At 30.8% G+C, this 20,676-nt stretch carries 20 protein-coding genes; 12 read left to right on the forward strand and 8 right to left on the reverse strand.

Features of this window, described 5'->3' with window-relative positions; translation table 11 throughout:
* The first annotated feature begins 76 nt into the window (after nt 1-76).
* From ACY3JM_RS03825 to ACY3JM_RS03865, 9 genes are all read left to right on the forward strand, one after another.
* A complete protein-coding gene (locus ACY3JM_RS03825; RefSeq protein ID WP_463111745.1) occupies nt 77-1,039 on the forward strand; it encodes an L-lactate dehydrogenase in 963 nt (320 codons plus the stop codon).
* 135 nt (nt 1,040-1,174) lie between these two features.
* On the forward strand, nt 1,175-2,083 hold the full coding sequence (locus ACY3JM_RS03830) for a KaiC domain-containing protein (protein WP_463082502.1): 909 nt from the start codon (nt 1,175-1,177) through the stop codon (nt 2,081-2,083).
* A complete protein-coding gene (locus ACY3JM_RS03835) occupies nt 2,070-2,453 on the forward strand; it encodes a regulatory domain protein (protein WP_463082501.1) in 384 nt (127 codons plus the stop codon). Before ACY3JM_RS03830 ends, ACY3JM_RS03835 begins: the two co-directional genes overlap by 14 nt.
* A gap of 1 nt (nt 2,454) precedes the next feature.
* Nucleotides 2,455-3,801: a 23S rRNA (uracil(1939)-C(5))-methyltransferase RlmD gene (rlmD, locus tag ACY3JM_RS03840; protein ID WP_463082500.1), complete on the forward strand. Its 1,347-nt coding sequence runs from the start codon at nt 2,455-2,457 to the stop codon at nt 3,799-3,801.
* Nucleotides 3,802-3,885: 84 nt separating this feature from the next.
* A complete protein-coding gene (locus tag ACY3JM_RS03845) occupies nt 3,886-4,830 on the forward strand; it encodes an AAA family ATPase (protein WP_463082499.1) in 945 nt (314 codons plus the stop codon).
* Nucleotides 4,831-4,832: 2 nt separating this feature from the next.
* Nucleotides 4,833-5,972: a DUF58 domain-containing protein gene (locus ACY3JM_RS03850; RefSeq protein ID WP_463082498.1), complete on the forward strand. Its 1,140-nt coding sequence runs from the start codon at nt 4,833-4,835 to the stop codon at nt 5,970-5,972.
* Complete coding sequence (locus ACY3JM_RS03855; protein ID WP_463082497.1) at nt 5,953-7,188, forward strand: hypothetical protein; 1,236 nt, start codon at nt 5,953-5,955, stop codon at nt 7,186-7,188. The genes ACY3JM_RS03850 and ACY3JM_RS03855 overlap by 20 nt, the downstream gene beginning before the upstream one ends.
* A 16-nt stretch (nt 7,189-7,204) precedes the next feature.
* A complete protein-coding gene (locus ACY3JM_RS03860; protein WP_463082496.1) occupies nt 7,205-7,750 on the forward strand; it encodes a D-lyxose/D-mannose family sugar isomerase in 546 nt (181 codons plus the stop codon).
* Nucleotides 7,751-7,752: 2 nt separating this feature from the next.
* Nucleotides 7,753-9,015 carry a ribonuclease HII gene (locus ACY3JM_RS03865; RefSeq protein ID WP_463111746.1) on the forward strand — a complete coding sequence of 421 codons (1,263 nt, stop codon included), beginning with the start codon at nt 7,753-7,755 and terminating at the stop codon, nt 9,013-9,015.
* On the opposite strand, the gene ACY3JM_RS03870 is transcribed toward ACY3JM_RS03865, so the two are convergent.
* From ACY3JM_RS03870 to malE, 4 genes are all read right to left on the reverse strand, one after another.
* A complete protein-coding gene (locus tag ACY3JM_RS03870; protein WP_463082494.1) occupies nt 8,965-9,462 on the reverse strand; it encodes a DUF4352 domain-containing protein in 498 nt (165 codons plus the stop codon). The genes ACY3JM_RS03865 and ACY3JM_RS03870 overlap by 51 nt on opposite strands.
* Nucleotides 9,463-9,533: 71 nt before the next feature.
* Nucleotides 9,534-10,379 (reverse strand): sugar ABC transporter permease, encoded by an 846-nt coding sequence (locus tag ACY3JM_RS03875; RefSeq protein WP_463082493.1) that lies wholly within the window; start codon nt 10,377-10,379, stop codon nt 9,534-9,536.
* Entirely contained in the window at nt 10,376-11,890 is a 1,515-nt protein-coding gene (malF, locus tag ACY3JM_RS03880; RefSeq protein WP_463082492.1) for a maltose ABC transporter permease MalF, read from the reverse strand. The genes ACY3JM_RS03875 and malF overlap by 4 nt, the downstream gene beginning before the upstream one ends.
* A 60-nt stretch (nt 11,891-11,950) precedes the next feature.
* Nucleotides 11,951-13,144: a maltose/maltodextrin ABC transporter substrate-binding protein MalE gene (gene malE / locus ACY3JM_RS03885; protein WP_463082491.1), complete on the reverse strand. Its 1,194-nt coding sequence runs from the start codon at nt 13,142-13,144 to the stop codon at nt 11,951-11,953.
* A gap of 200 nt (nt 13,145-13,344) precedes the next feature.
* Here malE and ACY3JM_RS03890 point away from each other — a divergent pair, with 200 nt between their 5' ends.
* Entirely contained in the window at nt 13,345-13,821 is a 477-nt protein-coding gene (locus ACY3JM_RS03890; RefSeq protein ID WP_463083645.1) for a DUF4330 domain-containing protein, read from the forward strand.
* Nucleotide 13,822: 1 nt separating this feature from the next.
* Nucleotides 13,823-16,174 carry a glycosyltransferase family 9 protein gene (locus tag ACY3JM_RS03895; protein WP_463111747.1) on the forward strand — a complete coding sequence of 784 codons (2,352 nt, stop codon included), beginning with the start codon at nt 13,823-13,825 and terminating at the stop codon, nt 16,172-16,174.
* Here the strand turns inward: ACY3JM_RS03895 and rfaE2 are convergent.
* From rfaE2 to nifS, 4 genes are read right to left on the reverse strand one after another with little or no spacing between them, the layout of a single operon-like run.
* Complete coding sequence (gene rfaE2, locus ACY3JM_RS03900) at nt 16,151-16,645, reverse strand: D-glycero-beta-D-manno-heptose 1-phosphate adenylyltransferase (RefSeq protein ID WP_463111801.1); 495 nt, start codon at nt 16,643-16,645, stop codon at nt 16,151-16,153. The genes ACY3JM_RS03895 and rfaE2 overlap by 24 nt on opposite strands.
* The gene (rfaE1, locus tag ACY3JM_RS03905; RefSeq protein WP_463082489.1) at nt 16,632-17,633 is read right to left on the reverse strand and encodes a D-glycero-beta-D-manno-heptose-7-phosphate kinase; all 1,002 of its coding nucleotides are present in this window, start codon (nt 17,631-17,633) and stop codon (nt 16,632-16,634) included. The genes rfaE2 and rfaE1 overlap by 14 nt, the downstream gene beginning before the upstream one ends.
* Complete coding sequence (gene gmhB, locus ACY3JM_RS03910) at nt 17,609-18,679, reverse strand: D-glycero-beta-D-manno-heptose 1,7-bisphosphate 7-phosphatase (protein ID WP_463082488.1); 1,071 nt, start codon at nt 18,677-18,679, stop codon at nt 17,609-17,611. The genes rfaE1 and gmhB overlap by 25 nt, the downstream gene beginning before the upstream one ends.
* A gap of 55 nt (nt 18,680-18,734) precedes the next feature.
* Nucleotides 18,735-19,910 carry a cysteine desulfurase NifS gene (gene nifS, locus ACY3JM_RS03915; protein WP_463082487.1) on the reverse strand — a complete coding sequence of 392 codons (1,176 nt, stop codon included), beginning with the start codon at nt 19,908-19,910 and terminating at the stop codon, nt 18,735-18,737.
* A 131-nt stretch (nt 19,911-20,041) separates the two neighbouring features.
* Here nifS and ACY3JM_RS03920 point away from each other — a divergent pair, with 131 nt between their 5' ends.
* On the forward strand, nt 20,042-20,671 hold the full coding sequence (locus tag ACY3JM_RS03920) for an iron-sulfur cluster assembly scaffold protein (RefSeq protein WP_463082486.1): 630 nt from the start codon (nt 20,042-20,044) through the stop codon (nt 20,669-20,671).
* The last annotated feature ends 5 nt before the right edge of the window (nt 20,672-20,676 follow it).

Genomic DNA, 20,676 nt, shown 5'->3' on the forward strand with positions numbered 1-20,676 from the left:
ACACAAAAATTGTTGACTTTGCATTGTTTTTAAGTTATTATTATATGGAATTTGGACTAAAAAGGTAGGTGATTATATGAGAAACAAGGTATTTATAGTAGGGGCGGGTTTTGTAGGATCTTCTTTTGCTTATAGCTTAATGCAGAGAGGTATAGCTAGGGAAATTGTTTTGTTTGATATAGATAAGAATAGGGCTTTAGGAGAAGCTATGGATCTTTCTCATGGGGTATCTTTTACTAAACCTACAATAATAAAGGCTGGAGAATTAAGAGAAGCAAAAGATTCAGATTTAGTAGTTATTACTGCAGGAGCAAAGCAAAGACCTGGTGAAACAAGATTACAACTTATTGATAGAAATCTACAAATATTTAAAGATTTAATTCCAAAAATATTAGAATCTGGATTTAATGGGATTTTCTTGGTGGTGACAAATCCAGTAGATGTACTTACTTATGTTACTTATAAGCTTTCTGGTTTCCCAAGACAAAGAGTAATAGGTTCTGGAACTGTACTTGATAGTTCAAGATTTGCATATCTTCTTTCTCAACATTGTAATGTAGACCCAAGATCAGTTAATGCCTATATAATAGGTGAACATGGCGATTCTGCTGTTGCAGCTTGGAGTTTAACCCATATTGGTGGAATTCACATATCTGATTTTTGTCCTGTATGTGGTAAAAATTGCTTTACTCAAGAAATTATGGAGAATATTTTGAAAGAAGTAAGAGAATCTGCTTATAAGGTGATTGAACTTAAAGGAGCAACATATTATGCTATAGGCTTAGCTTTAGTAAATATTGTTGAAGCTATTTTGAGGGATGAAAATAGAATTTTGCCTGTATCTTCAGTACATAAAGATATATTAGGTATAAACGATATTCCATTAAGTTTGCCTTCTATAATAAATAGAAATGGGATTGAAAAGGTATTAAATATAAAACTTTCTGAAAAGGAAGTAGAGGAATTATTGAATTCTGCAAAAATAATTAAACAAATGATAGATTCCTTAGATTTTGATAAAGAACCAATTTTTAGTTGATCTATTAATTCAACTTTAAACCCTTTTAACCTCTTTAACACCCTATCCCCTGGGTCTCCCCTCCCAGGGGATTTTTCTATGATATACTACTTTTGAGACTTGAATTAAAAATAATTTTTTTAAGGGGGAATTATTATGGAGAAAGAAGAGAAGGTGTATCAGTCTCAATATGAAGTTGTAGAAGATGCAATATTATCTTTAAGAGATATAGGTGATAGAGCAGTAGAGATAAGAGGAGTACCTACAGGAATTGAGGGATTAGATAATTTATTTTTTACCACAAAAATAGAAAAGGGAAAAACAAAAGTTGTATCTTTAGGAGGTATTCCTCAATATAGTGTTTTTAATTTGACTGGTATATCAGATACTGGAAAGAGTTTAATGGGGGAACAATTTGCAATAAAGCAGGCTTCTCTTGGCTATTCAGTTGCCTTTATTACAGTAGAGTCTCCGGCACATTTTGTGGCTACATCTATGAAATCAAGAGCTGTAGCTATGGGAGTAGAGGAAAATGTTATAGACGATAATATAGTTTTTATTGATGCAGCTTCTTATTCTAAATTAAGAGAGGATGTTCCTACACTTCTTGCAACTCTTGCACATGCTATTAAAAAATATAAAATAAAATTTACTGTTATTGATTCAATAACTGGTTTATATGAAGCAAAAGAGATGATGGCAAGAGTAATAGTGAGACAACTTTTCAACTTTATGAAAAAGTGGTACCAAACAGCCATATTTATATCTCAAAAGAGATCAAGCCAAGAAGAGTTCTCAGCTGAAGCAGCTGGAGGCTTTGCTATTTCCCATATAGTAGATGGTACCATGGTACTTTCAAAGGTGCTTATAAGTAGCCAATATATGGAAAGAATATATAAGCGTCCTTTAGGAGAACTGGTTAGACTTTTTAGGATAGATGGTTGTAGAATGTGTGGACATAGTACAGATACTTTTCTTCTTGAAATTGATAGGAATGGTTTAGTAAGAATAGGACCATCTTTAAAAGAACTTTCTAAGGGGGTGAAATTAGATGCCAATTCTTAGTGGTGAAGATATTCCTTTACAAGAGGATGAGCTTGATAATATTGCTATGAAAACTTTTTTGAAAACATTGGAGATTTTGGGGGGACCAAGGAAATTGATTCTTTTTAGAAATCTTACTTGGGTACCAAGTTTAATTGAAGCATGTTATGCAGTAGTACTAAGGGACAGATATATGAAAACGGAGACTGAGATTGCAGAATTTTTAGGGCTGACTAAGCAGACTGTTAGAAATATATTAAAGGCAGATCCAGATATAGTATTGGATATTCTTGAGGATGAGTTTAAGAAAAAGGAGCTTAAGACTCATGTTGCGGGAGGACTTGCCAAATTAGCTTATAGAAAGATAAAGGAGGATTTAGAGATTAAGTAAAGTGGTAAAAGTAGGGGAAGAATACATAGTAAAAATTGATGGGATTAATTCTCAAGGACAAGGAATAGCCCATATTGAGGGATTTGTGGTATTTGTTGATTACGGCCTTCCTAGTGAAATAGTAAAGATCAGAATTCATACAGCTAAAAAAGATTATGCTATAGGTAAAATTGTAGATTTTGTTGAAAAAGATACCCATAGGGTTGATCCTCTATGCGATGTTTTTTATAGATGTGGTGGTTGCCATTTAATGCATGTTAGTTATGAATATCAATTGGATTTAAAAAGAAGGATAGTTGAGGATACATTTAAGAGAATTGGTAAAGTTAATGTATATATTAAACCTGTTATTGGTATGGATTACCCTTATAGATATAGAAATAAGGCAAAGATTCCTGTTGGGCGAAGAAATGGCAAAATAGTAGTTGGTTTTTATAAAACTAATACTCATCATATTGTGGATATTAAAAAGTGCATAGTTCAACATGAGGATACTGACGGACTTATTGAAACAGTTAAAGAGGCAATAAAGAAATTTAGGATAGAAATATACAATGAATTAGAACACAAAGGAGAAATTAGATTTATGGTAGCTCGCAGATCCTTTGCCTTTGATGAATTAATGGTTATTTTAGTTTCAAAGAAGATGCTTAATAATGCTAAGAAAATTGCAAGATATTTTAAATTCAAACATCCAAATTTAAGATCATTTTATATTAATATTAATCCAAAGCGTACAAATGAGATATTTGGAGAGGAATCAAGACTCATATGGGGAGAAGAGGTCATAAAGGACAAAATAGGGGGTTTTATTTTTGAAATTTCTCCCGTTTCTTTCTTTCAGGTAAATTCGATACAAACAGAAAAACTATATAGTAAAGCTGTAGAATATTTATCAGAAGATAGCAATTTAGTTTTTGATGCTTATTGTGGAATTGGTACTATATCTTTATTTTTATCTAAAAAGGCCAAAAAAGTGTATGGAATTGAGATAGAAAGATCAGCCATAGAAGATGCGTGGAAAAACACCAGAATAAACAAGGTTAAAAATGTAGAATTTATTTGGGGTAGATCAGAAGAGGTTATTCCCAGGTTAATCTCTGAAGGTAAAATTCCTGATGCAGTGGTTTTAGATCCACCAAGAAAAGGATGTGATAAGATTCTTTTGGATGCGATTATAAATAGTAATGTTAAGCAAATCATTTACATATCCTGTTATCCCTCAACCTTGGCTCGCGATATAAATGTTCTTGTAAATTCTGGATATAGGGTTAAAGAAGTTCAACCTGTAGATATGTTTCCTCATACATTTCATGTAGAAAACATTGTGTTATTAGAAAAAGATTAATTCTTCAAAAAATTTATTCTCCTAATATTAAAAGAGTGATAAAATAAAAAGTAAAAGAACCTAAATAATGGGAGGATAATTTCAATGGATATAGAAAAATACATAGATTTTAAAGAAAAAGTGGTGAAAAACGTTTCAAGGGTTATTGTTGGCAAAGAGAAAATAATAGAGCTAATAGCGGTTGCATTTATTTGTGGGGGACATGTGTTGATAGAAGATGTTCCCGGCCTTGGTAAAACTCTAATGGTTAAAGCTTTTGCGAAGACAATAGGAGGAAGCTTTAAAAGAATACAATTTACTCCTGATCTTTTACCGTCAGATCTTACAGGTATAAATTTTTATAATCAAAAAAAGGGAGAATTTGAATTTAGACCGGGTCCATTATTTGCCAATATAATCTTAGCTGATGAGATTAATAGGGCAACTCCAAGGACTCAATCAAGCTTATTAGAAGCTATGGAGGAAAAACAAGTAACGGTTGATGGTGTCACAAGAAGACTTCCTGATCCTTTTATGGTTCTTGCAACCCAAAATCCAGTTGAAACTTATGGTACTTTCCCTCTACCAGAAGCTGAATTAGATAGATTTTTTATGAGAATAAAGATAGGATATCCCAATAGAGAAGAAGAAATAGAGATAATAAATAGAAACAAGAAAAGGGATATGCTTGAGGATATAGAAACTGTGGTAGATACTGATGAGATAAATTATTTAAGAGAGAATTTTATTAATGTTAGGGTTTCAAAAGAAGTTATGGATTATCTCTTAGATATTATAGATTCAACAAGAAAATCAGAATCTATACTTCTTGGAGTAAGTCCAAGAGGAAGCGTAGCTTTGTTTAAAGCAAGTCAGGTTTTTGCATTATTTAATGGAAGGGATTATATTATTCCTGAGGATATAAAATATTTGGCTCCTTTCATTCTCAATCACCGTATAATCACTATTGGGGCTTCGAAGAGTAAAGACATATATGAGGTAATAAATAACTTATTAGAAACTATAAAAGTACCTGTAGAGGAGATTTAACCTTGATTTATATTTTATTTTTTGTCATTCTTATAGGGTTAATAATAAATGAGCTTTCTAAATATTATGTTTTAGAAGGTCTCAGCTTTCATAGATATTTTTCAAAAAAATTAATAGAACCAGGAGAAGAGTTTTTCATTGAAATTGTAATAGAAAACAAAAAAATTATACCGGTTACTTTCTTGCAAGTAGTGGAGGAACTTCCAGGAACATTAGATTATAAGTTTAAAGTTGATAAGATAAGAACGAAGAATTTTCTATATCATACTATGACTTTTTTTATACTACCTTTTCAAAGGATAAGAAGAAAGTATTTGGCTACATGTTATAAAAGAGGAAGATATATTTTTGGTAATGTGGAGATTTTAGGGGGAGATTTTTTTGGGCTTAAGGTTAAGACTAAATCTTTAAATTATATGCAAGATATTGTTGTGTTACCTAAGAAGATGGATATGGAAGAGGGTTTAATACCTTATGGAGATTATCATGGAGATATATCGGTTAAGAGATGGATTATTGAAGATCCAACCATGATAATAGGAGTAAAGGAATATACTGGTAGAGAACCTTCTAAAACAATTCATTGGCCTTTGTCCTTAAAACATGGAGAATTATTGGTTAAAAATTTTGATTTTACCTTTGAAAACAATGTTATGATTCTTCTTAATGTAGAATGCTCAAAGCCCTATTGGTTTAATATGGATGAAGAAGGTATTGAGAAATGTATATCTATAGCGAGAGGAGTAGCTGAAGCTTTTAACGAGAAGAAGATTCCTTTTGGCTTTTCTACTAATTCCTTGATTTATGGACTTTCAAGGGATGAAAACACTATATATCCTGGGATAGGAGAGGCTCATCTATATTTGCTGTTAGAGTATTTAGGAAGGGTTTCTTATAATGTTAATTTACCTTTTGAAGAGACCATAAAGAGATTTTTTAGAACAGGAAATTTACTTATTTCTACATTTGTTATAATTACTCCTTATGTGTTGAAAGAGTATATTCCTATTATAAATTCTTTAGATACAGAATTCACAAAAGTGATTGTCATATCCATAAATAGTGATAATTTTCCTTATCTTTCAGAAAGAATATTGAAATATGAGGTTAAAAAGGATAAAAATGTGGCTTATATTTCTTGATTTATTAGCAAGAATTTCTTTTCTTTTTTCTTTGATAGGTACAGCTATTATTCTGCTTTACAACCTTAAGATATATTATATTTCATATCTTTCCTTAGTTTTTGTTTTACTTTGTGGAGTTATTATTAAGAGGAGATTTAAAAAACTTATCTTTCTCCCTTTCCTACTGCTTTTGTTTGTCCCAATTTTCATATATGAGAAATTGTTTTTGTTAATTTTAGGAGGATTAACTTTATTTCTTCTTTATACCCAAAGGGATGTTACGTATGGCTCAGTTTTAGAGCATTTTAATAAAACCTATCCCTTAGCTTTATTATTATTTCTTACAACTTTCGCTATGAGATATATAAGTACTATTAAGTTTATTATTTTAGAAAGTGTAGTATCATCATCCTTGTTGATGTATTTTATATCAAGCATAATTCTGCTAAGAACTTTAAGATATTTAGAGCATAAACCGGAAGATAAAAATCTTATGTCCTTAAATATTAGATATGCCTTGGCTATTCTTGTTTTCTCTATGCTTTTGAGTATACCTTTTGTGAGAGATAAATTGTTTTGGGTAGCAAGTTATGTTTTCTCTTTTATTTATTTCATTTTTATAACTTTAATTTCAGTTATCTTTATTATTATCGGATATGTGATAGGTAAAATAATTTACTTTATTATCTCCTTTATGGCTAACAGAGGATTAATTGGAAGATCTTCAAGAGAAATTATGAATATGAATCCCGAGATAAATAAATTCCTCAAATTCCTTTGGGAGAGGAGACATATAACTTCCGATTTATTAGATAAGATTATAATTGTGTCATTTTATATCTTTGTAACGGTAACACTAATTTTAATTATATATTGGGTAATGAAGAGATTTTATAGAACGTATAAAAAAGAAGAAAACTATATAGAAGAAAAAGAATTTATATTCCCCTCTTTGAATCCAATAAAGATGCTTCAAAATCTTTTTGGTAGGGATAATCTTAATCCTATTAGAGAATACTACAGAAAATACCTTTTAGATAGTAGAGAAATGGGGGCTGATATTAGATATTCTGATACTACTTACGATGTCTATAAGAAGACCTCTGATCTTTTTAATGATAATTCATTGAAAAGAATGAGAAATATTTATATTGAAGTAAGATATGGGTTTGGCAGAATAACATCTGAGCTTATTAAGGAGTTTAAGAAACTTTATAAGAGTTTAAATAAATAGATTCAGGAGGTTGATTATGAAAAGAAGTGAATATGATAAGGCAAGAGAGAAAGCCATTTCTTTTTTGGAAAAAGCCCATATAGTAATTACGGAGGAAGAAAAGAGAAAGATTGAAGTGGCTGATTTTGGTTTAGGAATGTTGTCTGTTTTTGGACTTCAAATACTTACATATGTGAGTACTGAGAGGGTTTGTGCAAAAGAACTTATTTTGTTTCCTCGCCAAACATGTCCCGAACATAGACATCCCCCATTTAATGGAGATTTAGGTAAAGAAGAGACTTTTAGATGTAGATGGGGAAAGGTTTATCTTTATGTTCCTGGAGAACCAACAAGAAATCCAAAGGCTATTATTCCAGAAGATAAGAGAAGATATTTTACAGTTTGGCATGAGATTGAGTTAAATCCTGGTGAACAATATACTTTATATCCTAATACCCCTCATTGGTTTCAGGCAGGAGATGAAGGAGCTATTGTTTCAGAATTTTCTACAAGAAATTCTGATGAATATGATATATTTACAGATCCTAATATAAAGAGAATTCCTGTAATAGAGGAAGATTAAAGGTGTATGGAAGTACATGGGTTGTAACCAGAGAAAAGGCAGAAAAAATAAAGGAAGAGCTCATAAAAAGAGGGGGAATAGAGGAAAATCCTAAAAGTATTTATGAGATTTGGAGGATAAGATTAGGAAATAGTATATTTATATACTATTCATCTAATAAGCTTTACAGCACTCCTTCTAATGAGATATGGAGAATTTGGGAATTAATAGATTCCATAATAAAGAGTGAAAGTGATAATTTAAAGAATTATTTGTTGGGATTTGATGAGACGGGAAAAGGGGAGCCTTTTGGGCCACTTGTACTTGCAGGAGTAATGGTACCTAAGGAAATTCTGAAAAATATTTCTTTAGAATTTAGTACTTCTGATACCAAGAAAAAACATAATTATGAATATTGGGAAAAATTGCTTTTTTCTCTGAATTCAATAGAAGATCTAAAATATAAGATTGATCTTATAATGCCAAGGGAAATAGATAGATTTAATATAAATATGTTGATGGATCTGGGATATGAGAAACTATTGAAAAATCTTATTTATAATGTACCTTTTGAAGACTTAAGGATTGTAATTGATGATTATGGTATAGGTAATATTCTTAATAAATATTTACAGCATGTTAAAGAAAAGGGGGCTGAAGTTATTACTATTTCTGATTCAGAAAATAAGTTTATAGAAGTGAGAGTAGCTTCCTTAATTGCCAAAGCATATAGAGAAAAATTTTTGAAGAAGATCTCAGAAGTATATAAACTTGAAGAAGAAGTTATAAAAGGAAATTTGTCTGATATTTATGTAAGAGATAGGTTTTTGCAGTATAAAAAACAAGATTTCTGGTTTTTGAGAAGGTCATTTGGTGAAAAGAAAATTAAAGAGAAACCATCTTTTATAAATATGATAGACGAAGAGGGTAGAGTTATATGTTTTTTCTGTGGAAAGGCTTCATATCAAGTAATTTTATATAACTATAAGTTTAAATGCATATACTGTGGAAAAGAAATGAAAGATTTGCAGTTTGCCTTAAAGTATAAATATGGAGTTATAAAGGTAGAAGATAAAAGGATTATAAATATGATTTTTGATATTTTTAAGCATAAAGATATATTGGATGGCTTTGATTTTATATTGCCTGAAGGTAGCCTCCAAGATCTTCTTCCCTTTAGAGATATGGGAAAGATTTTAATAGATACTAAAAGTTCGTACCTGACTTATATAGAGCTAAATCTTCAAGGAGATAGTATAGTTTTTTCCCTTATTAGGAATGTCTAAGATTTTTAACTTATAAGGTGTATTGTTTTTATTTAATTCAAATATGAGGAGACCAGATTTCATCTCGTTAGGTTTTATATACCTCATGAAAAATACTTCTTGCCCCCTTAAACCATAATAAATAGCTCCTAATGTACTAATAGGAATTTTAATTCCATCATCATTTATAAGACGAAAATTATCGTGTTTTATTAATAATTCTTTATTTGTTTTGTTTAGCACATATATTTCAAAGATATAAAAGACATGGTTTTTCTCTGGCTTTATATTAGAAGAATCAAAAGGTAAAGCTTCTAATTTGTCAATTTTGGATATATAAAAGATTAATCCATCTATATTTTCTCCTTTTACTTCTTTTCCTTGTATGGTTAAGGATATATCTTCAGCTATTATTATTGAGAAAAGAGGGATAATAAATAAGACTAAAATTATTATAGCTTTTTTCATATACACCCCCAAGAAATTTGTTTTCTGTTTATTATATCATTACTTGGGAGAGTAAGGTAGGTAAACCTACCTTACTCCTTGACAGCCCCACGAGTTAAACCAGATACAATCAAGTTTTGAAGAGCTAAAAACATAATGACAATAGGTAATGCTCCAACTATCGATGCTGCAGCAAAATCCCCCCATCTTACATCATACATTCCTGATATAAAATTTCTTAAGCCAACAGCAAAAGTATATTTGGATGGATCCTTTAATACAATACTTGCTAAAAGGAAATCAGAATATGTTCCAATAAAGGAGGTTATAGCTACAACTGACAAAATAGGTGTAGAAAGAGGTAAAATTATCTTGTAATAGGCTTGAAATCTTGTGGCACCATCTATTAATGCAGATTCTTCAAGAGAATCTGGAATACTATCAAAAAATCCTTTCATAAGCCATATATTATATGGTATTCCTCCACCTAAATATATCATTATCAATCCAGAGAGAGTATTAAGACCTAAAAATGGTAGATATTTCCCTAAATGATAAAGTAGCAAGTAGACAGCAACCATTCCCATAATAGCAGGAAACATTTGAAGTATTAATAAGGTGAGAAGAGAATATTTTTTACCCCAAAACTCAAATTTTGAAAAAGCATAGGCAGCAAGGGAAACAAAAAATACTGTAAGTATAGCTGTAGTTATAGATACTATAAGGGAATTTTTTATCCAATTAAAAAAGCCAATATCTTTTAGGTTGGAATAATGTTCTATAGTAATATTATCGGGGATAAGTTTTTGCCCTACCAAGCTACCTCCAGCCCTAATGGATGCAGAGATAGTCCAAGCTACTGGAAAGAAAGTGAATACTAAAAATATCCAAATGATTATATGCTTGGGAATTTGGAGTATGATTTTGTTTTTTCTCATTCGTATCTCACCTCACGTTTAAACATACCAGAAATCCAAAAGTTAAATATACTTATTAAAGCTATTATGATAAATACGATAATTGATATAGTGGCTGCTAAACCATAGTCTTGACCTCTACCACCTTCAAAGGCAAGTTTATATGTATAAGAAATTAGGATGTCAGTGGTACCAGCTACTGTGGAGATATCAGACATAGGAGGTTTACCTGATGTAAGTAAATATATTACGTTAAAATTGTTAAAATTAAAAGCAAAAGTTCCAACTAAAAGAGGACCAATAGCTGTTAGGAGAAGAGGTAATGTTATACTTCTTAATTGTTGAAAATAGCTTGCTCCATCAACTTTTGCTGCTTCATAGAGCTCCTCTGGGATACTTTGTAAAGCACCTAAGCAAACTGTCATAGCATATGGATATCCAAGCCATAAATTTACCACAAACAATGCTACTCTTGCCCATGTAGTTTCTAAGAACCATGGTATCTTAACTCCGAAAAGGGAAAACAAGATTCTATTCACTACTCCTACTTCTGTATTAAGTAATCCTACCCATATAAGTAGAGATATAAATGCAGGGATAGCCCAAGGGACTATAAGTAGTGTTCTATAAATACCTTTAAATTTTAAATTTTTATCATTCATAAGTAATGCTAAAAATAATCCTACTGTAAAGTTTAAGAGAGTTGTTCCTGCTGCCCAAAAAATGGTCCATAGAAACACTCTAAGGAAGGGCTTAGATACTCTATCATCCTTTATTAATCTTACAAAATTTTCTGTACCTACAAACTCAACAAATCCAGGAATTATCTTTTCACCATTTGGTCTTGTAAAGAATCCATCCTTTGGAAATAATTTTTCATTAGTGAGTTTATCTATTATTACATCTTCCTCTGGAATATAAACATATCTTTGTTTATATAACGAGAAATGATTAAGGTCTGAAAGTTGAAGAAAGGAGTCATCTTCCAGTTCAAATTTAAGATTTTGTAGTAAGGGAATTTTAGAGAATTTTTTCTCTTGGGAGATTAATTTATATTCTTCATATTCAGAAGGAAAGTTATCTTTTGAAATCAATATCAATTTTTTGTTTTCAATTTTATATATATTACCCATGGAATCTTTCAATAAGATTTTAATCTTGTTATCACTTTCATAAACAGCGTATTCATATTTTTGAGTATTTTCAGGTAAATAAGTTTCCTTTTCTAATTGTTCAATCACTTGAGATTTAGTGAGTATGTGTCCAGTACCATAATTTGTAAAAGCTATTTGGATGGTATAAATAATTGGATAAATCATAAATATGAACATTAAAAGAAAGGCAGGTACTATATATCTCCATGGATAGGTTTTAGGATGTAAAACAAATAAAGAAAAGAAGAAAGTAACCATGAAAAAGATTAAACCCCATATAAGTCCTGCTACATTTCCTATAATATAACTAAAAAATATCCCTATTACAGCTATTACTATAGAGTATAAAATATGAAAGATTGTCTTATAAAGATTCATTTCGAGTTACCTCCTGTAAAGAAGGAGGGAGAAAATATTTCTCCCTCCTTTGGTGTATTATTACTTTCTTGCTTTTTGTATGGCATCTTTTATCTGTGCAACTGCCTCTTTTAAGGCAACATCAGGAGCTTTTTTGCCTGAGGTTATCAAAGTGAGGGCGTCACCCATGTAGCTCCATACAGGCCCCATTTCTGGTATATTAGGCATAGGAATTCCATCAGCAGCACTTGCTCCAAAGGCTTTTATGTCTGGATTTGATGATACTACTCTATAAGCGTCTTTCCTTGCCAATATTCTGGGATCTGTCTCAAAGAGTTTTAATTCTAATTCTTTAGAGGCTAATACTTCAATTGCAAAGGTTTTTAATATAGCTAGATTGGGTGATCTGGAATTTAACATAAAGCCTTGAACTCCTACAAAAGGCCTCATTGGTTTTCCATCAATCTTAGGTAATTTGGCTACCCCATAGTTTATTTTTGCTTTTTTGATATTATCTATTTCCCATGGACCATTTATCATCATTCCTAATTTACCTTCTGAGAATAAACTGGTAGTTGTTTGGTAATCTACTCCTTGTTTTAAGATGCCCTCTTTAAAGAGATTGACTAATTTTTCGATTCCTTTAATTGCTCCTTCATTTGCAAGTCCTATGTCCAATGGATCTAATCCATTTGGAGTTTCTTTAAAGACATATCCTCCAAGAGCTGAGAAGAAAGGAAAACTAAAATAGAAGTTATTATAGTCATATAGGAATCCATAAATTCCACCTTTTGTTAAACTTTTAGACACCCTAACTAAGGATTCATAGGTAGTTGGAGGATTTGGAACTAAATCTTTATTATAAATTAAGGCTACTGCTTCCATGGAGTAGGGGATTCCATATAATTTTCCCCTATAGGACATGGCTTTTAAAGTGACAGGTGTAAATTCATCGAGTACTTTTTGTGGTAAGAAATCTATTGGAAGAAGAAGGCCATTTACTACTAATTCTCCAACCCAATCATGAGCCCCAACAATGATGTCTGGACCCTCTCCTGTAGGTGCAGCAGTTATGAATTTGGGTTTAATATCTCCAAAACTTACCTCATTTACTTCTACCTGAATACCATATTTTTGTACAAAAGGTTTAACAGCTTCTCTTAATCCTTTAACTTGTGCTTCTGACGTCCAGATAGTTATTTTGCCAGGAACTGCTCCTTTAGATAAGGTGAAAACTAATAAAAGAATCAAGCTTAAAATTAGAAGCTTCTTCATTTTTTAATACCCCCTTAAAATATGTTTTTTAAAATCCATAAATTATAGAAGGTTTGTCTTTTAAAGTCTTTCACCTCCCTACTTAACTCGTGTTAGTGAAATTATAGCATGTGTTAAGAATTTTTTAAAGATCTTTTTCTTTTTTTTATTTGTGATGTATAATCTTTTAGTTATAAACTTATGTAGATGGAGAGGTAGAAATTATGAAGAGAATAAATATTTTTGATCTTTTTGTGGTTTTGGTCATATTTTTAGCCATATTAGGCTTTTTTTTAGTGAAAGAAGGTAGGACTCCTCTTGCAAGAGTGAAGGGGGAGGAAAAGGATATAGAAATTGACATGATTGTTAGAAATTTACCTCTTAATGATAAATCTGTAATTAAACCAGGTGAGAAAGCCTTTATAAGAATAAAGAATCAACCATTTGCATGGGTAACAGTTAAAGATGTAAAAATATATGAGAAAAAAATGTTGGTACCTAATTTTAATGACACATATACTTTTATAGATGATGTGAATAATCCATTTAATGTGGATATGCTTATTACTTTTACTACTAAAGGTTATGTAACAGAAGATAGTGTTATTCTTGGGGTTAAAGTAAAGGTTGGTATGAGTATAAATGTGGAGAGTTTTAAGGCTGATATTTCGGGAGTTGTATCGGCAATAAGGTATTAATATGGAGAGGCTTTTAGATATTTGGAGAAAAAGTTTTCTTTTTTATATATTAAACAAAGCAGAATTATTTATAAAGGATATAACTGATAAAGTTATCTCTGAATCTTTTTCTTTCCCCCTTATCTCTTTTGTTCTTGAATATTATCTATATCTTTTTCTCTTTCTTATTCCTTTTTTATCATCTGGAAAAATTGCTATAGGAATATTTATTGCTTTCTTCTTATGGTTTCTTGATACTTTTCTTTCAAAGGATAAAAAATTTTTTGAAAGTTTAAATTCCTTTGTTATTATATATGTGATTTTTCTTCTTATAAATCTTGTTGCAACTTTCTTTTCTCCTTATCTTATACCAGCCATTAATGGGTATTTAAAGTTTTTAGTTTATTTTGCCATATTCTTAGTCTTTAAAGATGTTTTTAAAGATGATGAGAAAATAAAAAGAGCTTTCTTTTCTATTCTTCTTTCTACGTTCTTCCTTTCTTTATATTGTCTTTATCAGTGGATAATTAAAGTCCCACCATTAGCTGGATGGGAAGATGTGGAGTTTGTGGGAGAGAAAGTGACAAGAGTTTATGGTACTCTCCTAAACCCTAATCTCTTAGGTGGTTATTTAATAGGAGTTATGCCTTTTATATTATCTACAATTTATATATTTAGCTTAAAGAGTATTTCTGTAATTACTGCTATTTTAACTTTTCTTTCTATTATTTGGACATATTCAAGAGGAGCATACTTGGGTTTTTTGGTATCTATGGCTTTATATTTTATAATGATATTAAAGATAATTTATATGGTAGCAAATAGAAATATAAGGAAAATTTTATTGATGTTTTTGTTTGTTGTAATACTGGCTAGTGTAGGAATTTTCTCCCAGTCCTCTTATTTTCAAAAAAGGATTCTCTCTGCTTTTACCCTTTGGGGACACTCTTCTAATGCGACCAGAATTGTAATTTGGGAACGTTCTTTTAAGATTTTTAAGGATTTCTTTTGGACTGGTATAGGTTTAGGTAATGACGTTTTTAGAAGAGTGTATGCTTTCTATATGGAGCCTAAATTTACTGCCCTTGCTTCTTATAACTTATTTTTAGAAATTGGAATAGAAGGTGGTATATTAGCCCTTATTGTTTTTCTTCTTATGATCTATTATCTTTATAGGAGATTTTTCATAAAATACTCTACATGGGATCTGAAACATAAAATATTGGGTATATCAGCTATTTCATCTATTACTGCTCCTCTTTTTCATGGAATTGTAGATACTATATGGTATAGGCCTTACCCTCAAATAATGTTTTGGTTTTCTGTAGCTATTCTCTTAAATCTTTTTGAATATGATGGAAAAATAAAAAAGGTGCTTTTATTTAATTTAGGAGGTTTAGGAGATCAAATTTTATTCCTTCCAGTGGTTAAAGGGGTTATTCAGAGATGTAATCCTCAAAGGTTGAAGATTATAACTGAGAGAAGAGGAAGAAAAATATTTGATATTCTTGGAATGGATGTAGAGGAATTCAATCCAAAGGAAAAACTTTCTTTTTCTAAAACATTATATCTTATGGCAAAATTAAGAAGAGAATCTTATGATTTGAGTATATCTACAGGAAAATCTCCTTTTATCCCTATCTTTATGTATTTTGTAGGAGCTCCTATTAGGGTAGGTTATATGGAAAATCCTTTGAGCTTTTTATATACCCATAAGGCTTCTTCTACAAGAAATGAGTATATGGGGAAGGTTCATTTTAGGCTTTTAAAAGTATTAGATGAGAATTTAGAATTCTCGTTGCCTGAGATAGATATACCAGAGAGTATAAAAGATAGAGTAAAAAATAAACTCATAAAGTACTCTTTAGAACCTTTCTCTTATATATTAATACATCCTGGAATTAGTAAGATGAGTATTAGAAGAGGTATAGATAGAAGGTGGGCTCCTGAAAAATGGAAAGAATTGATTGAAAAATTAAATCAAAAAGAACTTCCGTATGTAATTGTTTATGGTCCAGATGAAGAAGAAACGATAGAAGAGTTAAAAAAATTAATAAAAGATGGATTGTTTATATTACCTGATGGTTTGGATGAATTTATAGGGTGGATATATTTTAGTAAGGCTATGATATGTTTGGATTCGGCTCCTCTACACTTAGGTGTAGCATTGAAGAAACCTTTAGTCGTCCTATTTGGACCTACTAATCCTAAAGAGATTGTTCCAGATGATCCTAAATTTCAAATAGCTAAAATAGACCTTCCTTGTGAGCCATGTCTATGGGATAAGAGAAATAAAGTTTGTGATGACTTATCTTGTATGGATATTACAGTTGATTTAGTATGGGAAAAATTAATGATTCTTATAGAGAGTTAGAATTTTTTGGATTATTTGGGTAGTAGAGAAATCTTCTAATATAGGTAGAATTATTATTTTTCCTCCATATTCTTTAACAATTTTTGCTTCAGGTAATTCTTCTTCTTTATAGTCTCCTCCTTTTACATGTATATGAGGCTTTATAATTTCTATTAAATTTTCTGGTGTATTTTCATTGAAAAGAGTAACATAATCAACACATTCTAATGCTGAGATGATTTTTAATCTACTTTTTTCATCAAATATTAATTTCTTTTCTCCTTTTATTCTTTTAACAGACTCATCACTATTTATACCCACTACGAGAATGTCACCATAATTTTTGGCCTCTTCTAAAAGTTTTATGTGACCAGGATGTAAAATTTCAAAACAACCATTAGTAAAGACTATTATTTTCCCTTGATTTTTGTGAATGTCGATGACATCTTTTAGTTCTTCAATTTTTTTAATTTTTCTATCAGAAGATAACATGGTTATTCTTAATTTCAATTTTTTCAGGTATTATTGCGATTAGTTCATCAGTTGATAAGGTGCTTGTACCAAATTTTCTCACTACACAGCCTGCGGCAAAATTAGCAATTATACATGCAGAAAGGATATCTGTACCTGCGGATAAACTTAATGATAGAGCGGATATAACAGTGTCTCCAGCCCCTGTTACATCTCTTACTTCAGATTTTAAGGCAGGAATTTCAAAAAATTTATCATTCTCTAAAAGAAAGATTCCTCTTTCTCCTCTTGTTATAACTATTCCTTTTCCTTTAATTATCTCCATGAGTTTTTGGGCACCTTTAATTAAATCCCATTCTTCCTCCATATTTGTAGCGATTTTTGCTTCTTTCTCATTTGGAGTGATAAGGGTGGCATTTTCATATTTGGAAAAATCTTTTCCTTTAGGGTCTACAATTACCTCTTTATTATTAGATTTGGCTATATTTATTATTTTTTGGGTTGTCTCTGGGGTTAAGACCCCCTTTGCATAATCGGATAGGATTATAAGATCTATTTCATTTATATGTTTTTTAAACTTTGATATGAGTTTTTCCTGTATATAATTATTTATTGGGTATTTTTTCTCTCGGTCCATTCTTACTATTTGTTGATTTAAAGCTATAAGTCTTGTTTTTAATGTAGTAGGTCTTCCTTTATCTGTAATTAATATATGTTTTATATTTTTATTAGAAAGAAGATTTATAATTTTTTCTCCTCCGTGATCTTCTCCAATAACCCCAAAAAGAATAGGTTCCCCACTTAAAGCTTTAATATTGTTTGCCACATTTGCTGCTCCTCCTAATACATGTCTTTCTTCTTCAACTTCTAATATGGGAACGGGAGCTTCTGGTGAAATTCTCTCAATTTTTCCTATTATGTATTCATCTAACATTACATCCCCAATGACTGCTATTTTTTTCCCTTTCCATGATTTAATAATTTCTATGAGTCTTGATTTAAGATCCATTTTGCAGCCTCCATCAAGTTTTTAGCAGAGTAATCAGCAGTTACATCCTCTTTTCCTATAATTATGGCTTTACAGCCTGCATTTTTACCAGCTTCAATATCACTTGTTTTATCCCCAATCATATAAGAATTTTTGAGATCTATATTCCAATCTTTTGCTGCTTCTAACAGCATACCTGGATTTGGTTTTCTACATTCTCCTTCCAGATAGGGACAATAATAAAAATCATCTATATATACTCCTTCCTTAGAAAGGATGTAATATAGATATCTATGAAACCTTTCTACATCTTCTTTCGTATAGTAGCCTCTTTCAACTCCTGATTGATTGGTAACAATTATCAGAAGGAACTTTTTTTGTAAAAGTTTTAAAGCTTCTATAACTCCAGGAATAAGTTCCAAATCTTCTATCTTATGGACATAACCCTTGTCTATATTAATTGTTCCATCTCTATCTAAGAAACAAGCAACCTTTTTTGATGGAAATAATGCTTCTTCTATCAGGTCACATAGAATATGACCAATAGTTATATGGGCTTCTTGAATATGAGGAGTCATATGAAAAGGTACAATTATGGAAAAGTGGGCAAAATTTATAACTTTTCCTCCGTTCTTTCCTGTTAAAGCAACTGTATATCCTCCAAGTTCTCTTGCCTTTTCTAATCCTTTTATAATATTAGGTGAGTCTCCAGATGTTGTTATTCCTATAACAATATCTCCTTTATTCATTATAGCTTCTATTTGTCTTGCATATACCTCTTCAAAGCCATAATCATTAGATATAGATGTAAGATTAGAAGTATTTGTGGTTAATGAAATAGCTGGAATACCACGTCTCTCTTTTAGAAATCTTCCTACAAGTTCTGCGGTAATATGTTGGGCATCAGCGGCACTGCCACCATTTCCAAATAATATAACTTTGTTGCCTTTTTTATATCCATCTACAATTATTTCAGCAAGTTTTTTAATATCTTCTATAAGAAATTCTTCTATCATTTTAATGACAAAATCATGTTTTCTTAATCGAGCTTTTATTCTATTTTCCATTGTTTCTCCTTATAAGCTTGAAAATTCTTTATTATTTTATCATAAAAATAAATTACTATTTTATTTTCCATCCTTGTTTATATGGTGATATATCCCTCAATCTTTTTACAGTTTTTTCTAATACTTCTAAAGTATAGTCTAAATCTTCCTTTGTAGTATAGTATCCTAAGGTAAACCTTACTGCACTATGAGCAAGTTCTATCGGAAGTCCTATAGCTGAAAGGACATGGGATGGTTCAAGGGAAGCAGAACTGCAAGCTGAACCTGTAGATACAGCTATCCCTTCTAAATCTAAATTAAGAAGTATGGATTCACCTTCTATATAGGCGAAACTAAAATTTATATTATTAGGTAGTCTTTTCTCTCTTGGTCCATTAAGATATACATCCTCTATTCGTTTTTCTATTTCTTTTATAAAATAGTCTCTAAGATTGATTAATCTTTCTCTCTCTTTATCAAGCTCTAAAATTGAGATTTCAATAGCTTTACCCATTCCTACAATACCTGCTACATTTTCGGTACCTGCTCTTTTTCTTTGTTCTTGCTCTCCACCATGAATAAAAGGGTGTATTTTTGTCCCTTTTCTTATATATAGTGCTCCAATTCCTTTTGGGCCATAAAATTTATGGGCAGAGATGGATAATAGATCAACTCCTAATTTATCTACATTTACAGGTATATGGCCAACTGTTTGCACTGCATCAGTATGAAAATATATTTCATATTCTTTAGCAATTTTTGTAAGTTCCTCTATTGGTTCAATTGTGCCGATTTCGTTATTGGCATGCATTATGGAAATTAGGATAGTATCTTTTCTTATTGCCTTTTTTAATGAATCTGGATCAATAAATCCTTCTTTATCAACTGGCAAATAGGTTATCTCAAATCCAAGTTTCTCTAAGAAATGACATGGTTCTAATATGGCATGATGTTCTATCGAGGATGTAATTACATGTTTTCCTTTATGAGAGAGGGCATATGCTACTCCTTTTAGAGCCATATTATTGGATTCTGTTCCCCCACTGGTAAATATAATCTCCTCATTTTTTGCTCCTAAAGCCTTAGCAATTTTTTCTCTCGCTTCCTCTATAGCAATTCTTGCTTGTCTTCCGAAATGATGGATACTGGATGGATTTCCAAATTCTTTTGTTAGATATGGTTTCATAGCCTGAAAGACTTCAGGTCTTATAGGAGTGGTAGCTGCATAATCTAAATATACTTCTCTTTTCATGTAAATTTACCTCCTAAAATATACTAAAATAGTATAAATTATATGATAATTGTTGTCAAAAGTATTTTTATGTTATAAAATATATTTTGAAAATATACTAAAAAAGTAGGAAAAGGAGGAAATAAATTAAGTTGAATTTAAAATATTCTGATATTGTTTTAGAGCATTTTAGAAATCCAAGAAATGTAGGGATTATAGAAAATCCTGATGGGTTTGCTATAGAGGGAAGTCCTGCTTGTGGTGATCAGATTGCTGTTTATATTAAGGTAGATAAAAATACAAATATAATTACAGACATAAGGTTTCAATCTTTCGGTTGTGCTTCCAATATTGCAACAGGCTCTATGATGACAGAGATGGTAAAAGGAAAGACTATAGAAGAAGCCTTAAAAATTACCTGGAAAGATGTGGCAGAGGCTCTTGGAGGATTGCCTCCGGTAAAAATGCATTGTTCTGTTTTAGCTGTCGATGGATTAAAGTCGGCAATAAAAAATTATTTGGGAGAAAAAAATACTTCTTCAGTTTTAAATGAAAAAGAGATTATAGAGGTTCTTTCTAAGATTGTTTATCCGAGTATTTCCATGGATATTATTAGTCTAAAGTTGCTCAATTATTTAAAAATTACTGAGGAAGGAGATATAATAATAGAACTATTATTGTCTGATGATGATTCTTTCAAGAGTCATATAAAACAAGAAATAGAGGAAAATCTAAGAAAGATACCAGAGGTAAGAAACATAGAGGTTAGATTTGTAAAATGAAATTT

Source organism: Dictyoglomus sp. SSW (genome assembly GCF_055181335.1).

Coding starts and splice junctions, on each gene's coding strand:
- ACY3JM_RS03825 (WP_463111745.1), top strand. CDS start 77: ATGAGAAACAAGGTATTTATAGTAGGGGCGGGTTTTGTAGGATCTTCT.
- ACY3JM_RS03830 (WP_463082502.1), top strand. CDS start 1,175: ATGGAGAAAGAAGAGAAGGTGTATCAGTCTCAATATGAAGTTGTAGAA.
- ACY3JM_RS03835 (WP_463082501.1), top strand. CDS start 2,070: ATGCCAATTCTTAGTGGTGAAGATATTCCTTTACAAGAGGATGAGCTT.
- ACY3JM_RS03845 (WP_463082499.1), top strand. CDS start 3,886: ATGGATATAGAAAAATACATAGATTTTAAAGAAAAAGTGGTGAAAAAC.
- ACY3JM_RS03855 (WP_463082497.1), top strand. CDS start 5,953: ATGTGGCTTATATTTCTTGATTTATTAGCAAGAATTTCTTTTCTTTTT.
- ACY3JM_RS03860 (WP_463082496.1), top strand. CDS start 7,205: ATGAAAAGAAGTGAATATGATAAGGCAAGAGAGAAAGCCATTTCTTTT.
- ACY3JM_RS03870 (WP_463082494.1), bottom strand. CDS start 9,462: ATGAAAAAAGCTATAATAATTTTAGTCTTATTTATTATCCCTCTTTTC.
- ACY3JM_RS03875 (WP_463082493.1), bottom strand. CDS start 10,379: ATGAGAAAAAACAAAATCATACTCCAAATTCCCAAGCATATAATCATT.
- malF (WP_463082492.1), bottom strand. CDS start 11,890: ATGAATCTTTATAAGACAATCTTTCATATTTTATACTCTATAGTAATA.
- malE (WP_463082491.1), bottom strand. CDS start 13,144: ATGAAGAAGCTTCTAATTTTAAGCTTGATTCTTTTATTAGTTTTCACC.
- ACY3JM_RS03895 (WP_463111747.1), top strand. CDS start 13,823: ATGGAGAGGCTTTTAGATATTTGGAGAAAAAGTTTTCTTTTTTATATA.
- rfaE2 (WP_463111801.1), bottom strand. CDS start 16,645: ATGTTATCTTCTGATAGAAAAATTAAAAAAATTGAAGAACTAAAAGAT.
- rfaE1 (WP_463082489.1), bottom strand. CDS start 17,633: ATGGATCTTAAATCAAGACTCATAGAAATTATTAAATCATGGAAAGGG.
- gmhB (WP_463082488.1), bottom strand. CDS start 18,679: ATGGAAAATAGAATAAAAGCTCGATTAAGAAAACATGATTTTGTCATT.
- nifS (WP_463082487.1), bottom strand. CDS start 19,910: ATGAAAAGAGAAGTATATTTAGATTATGCAGCTACCACTCCTATAAGA.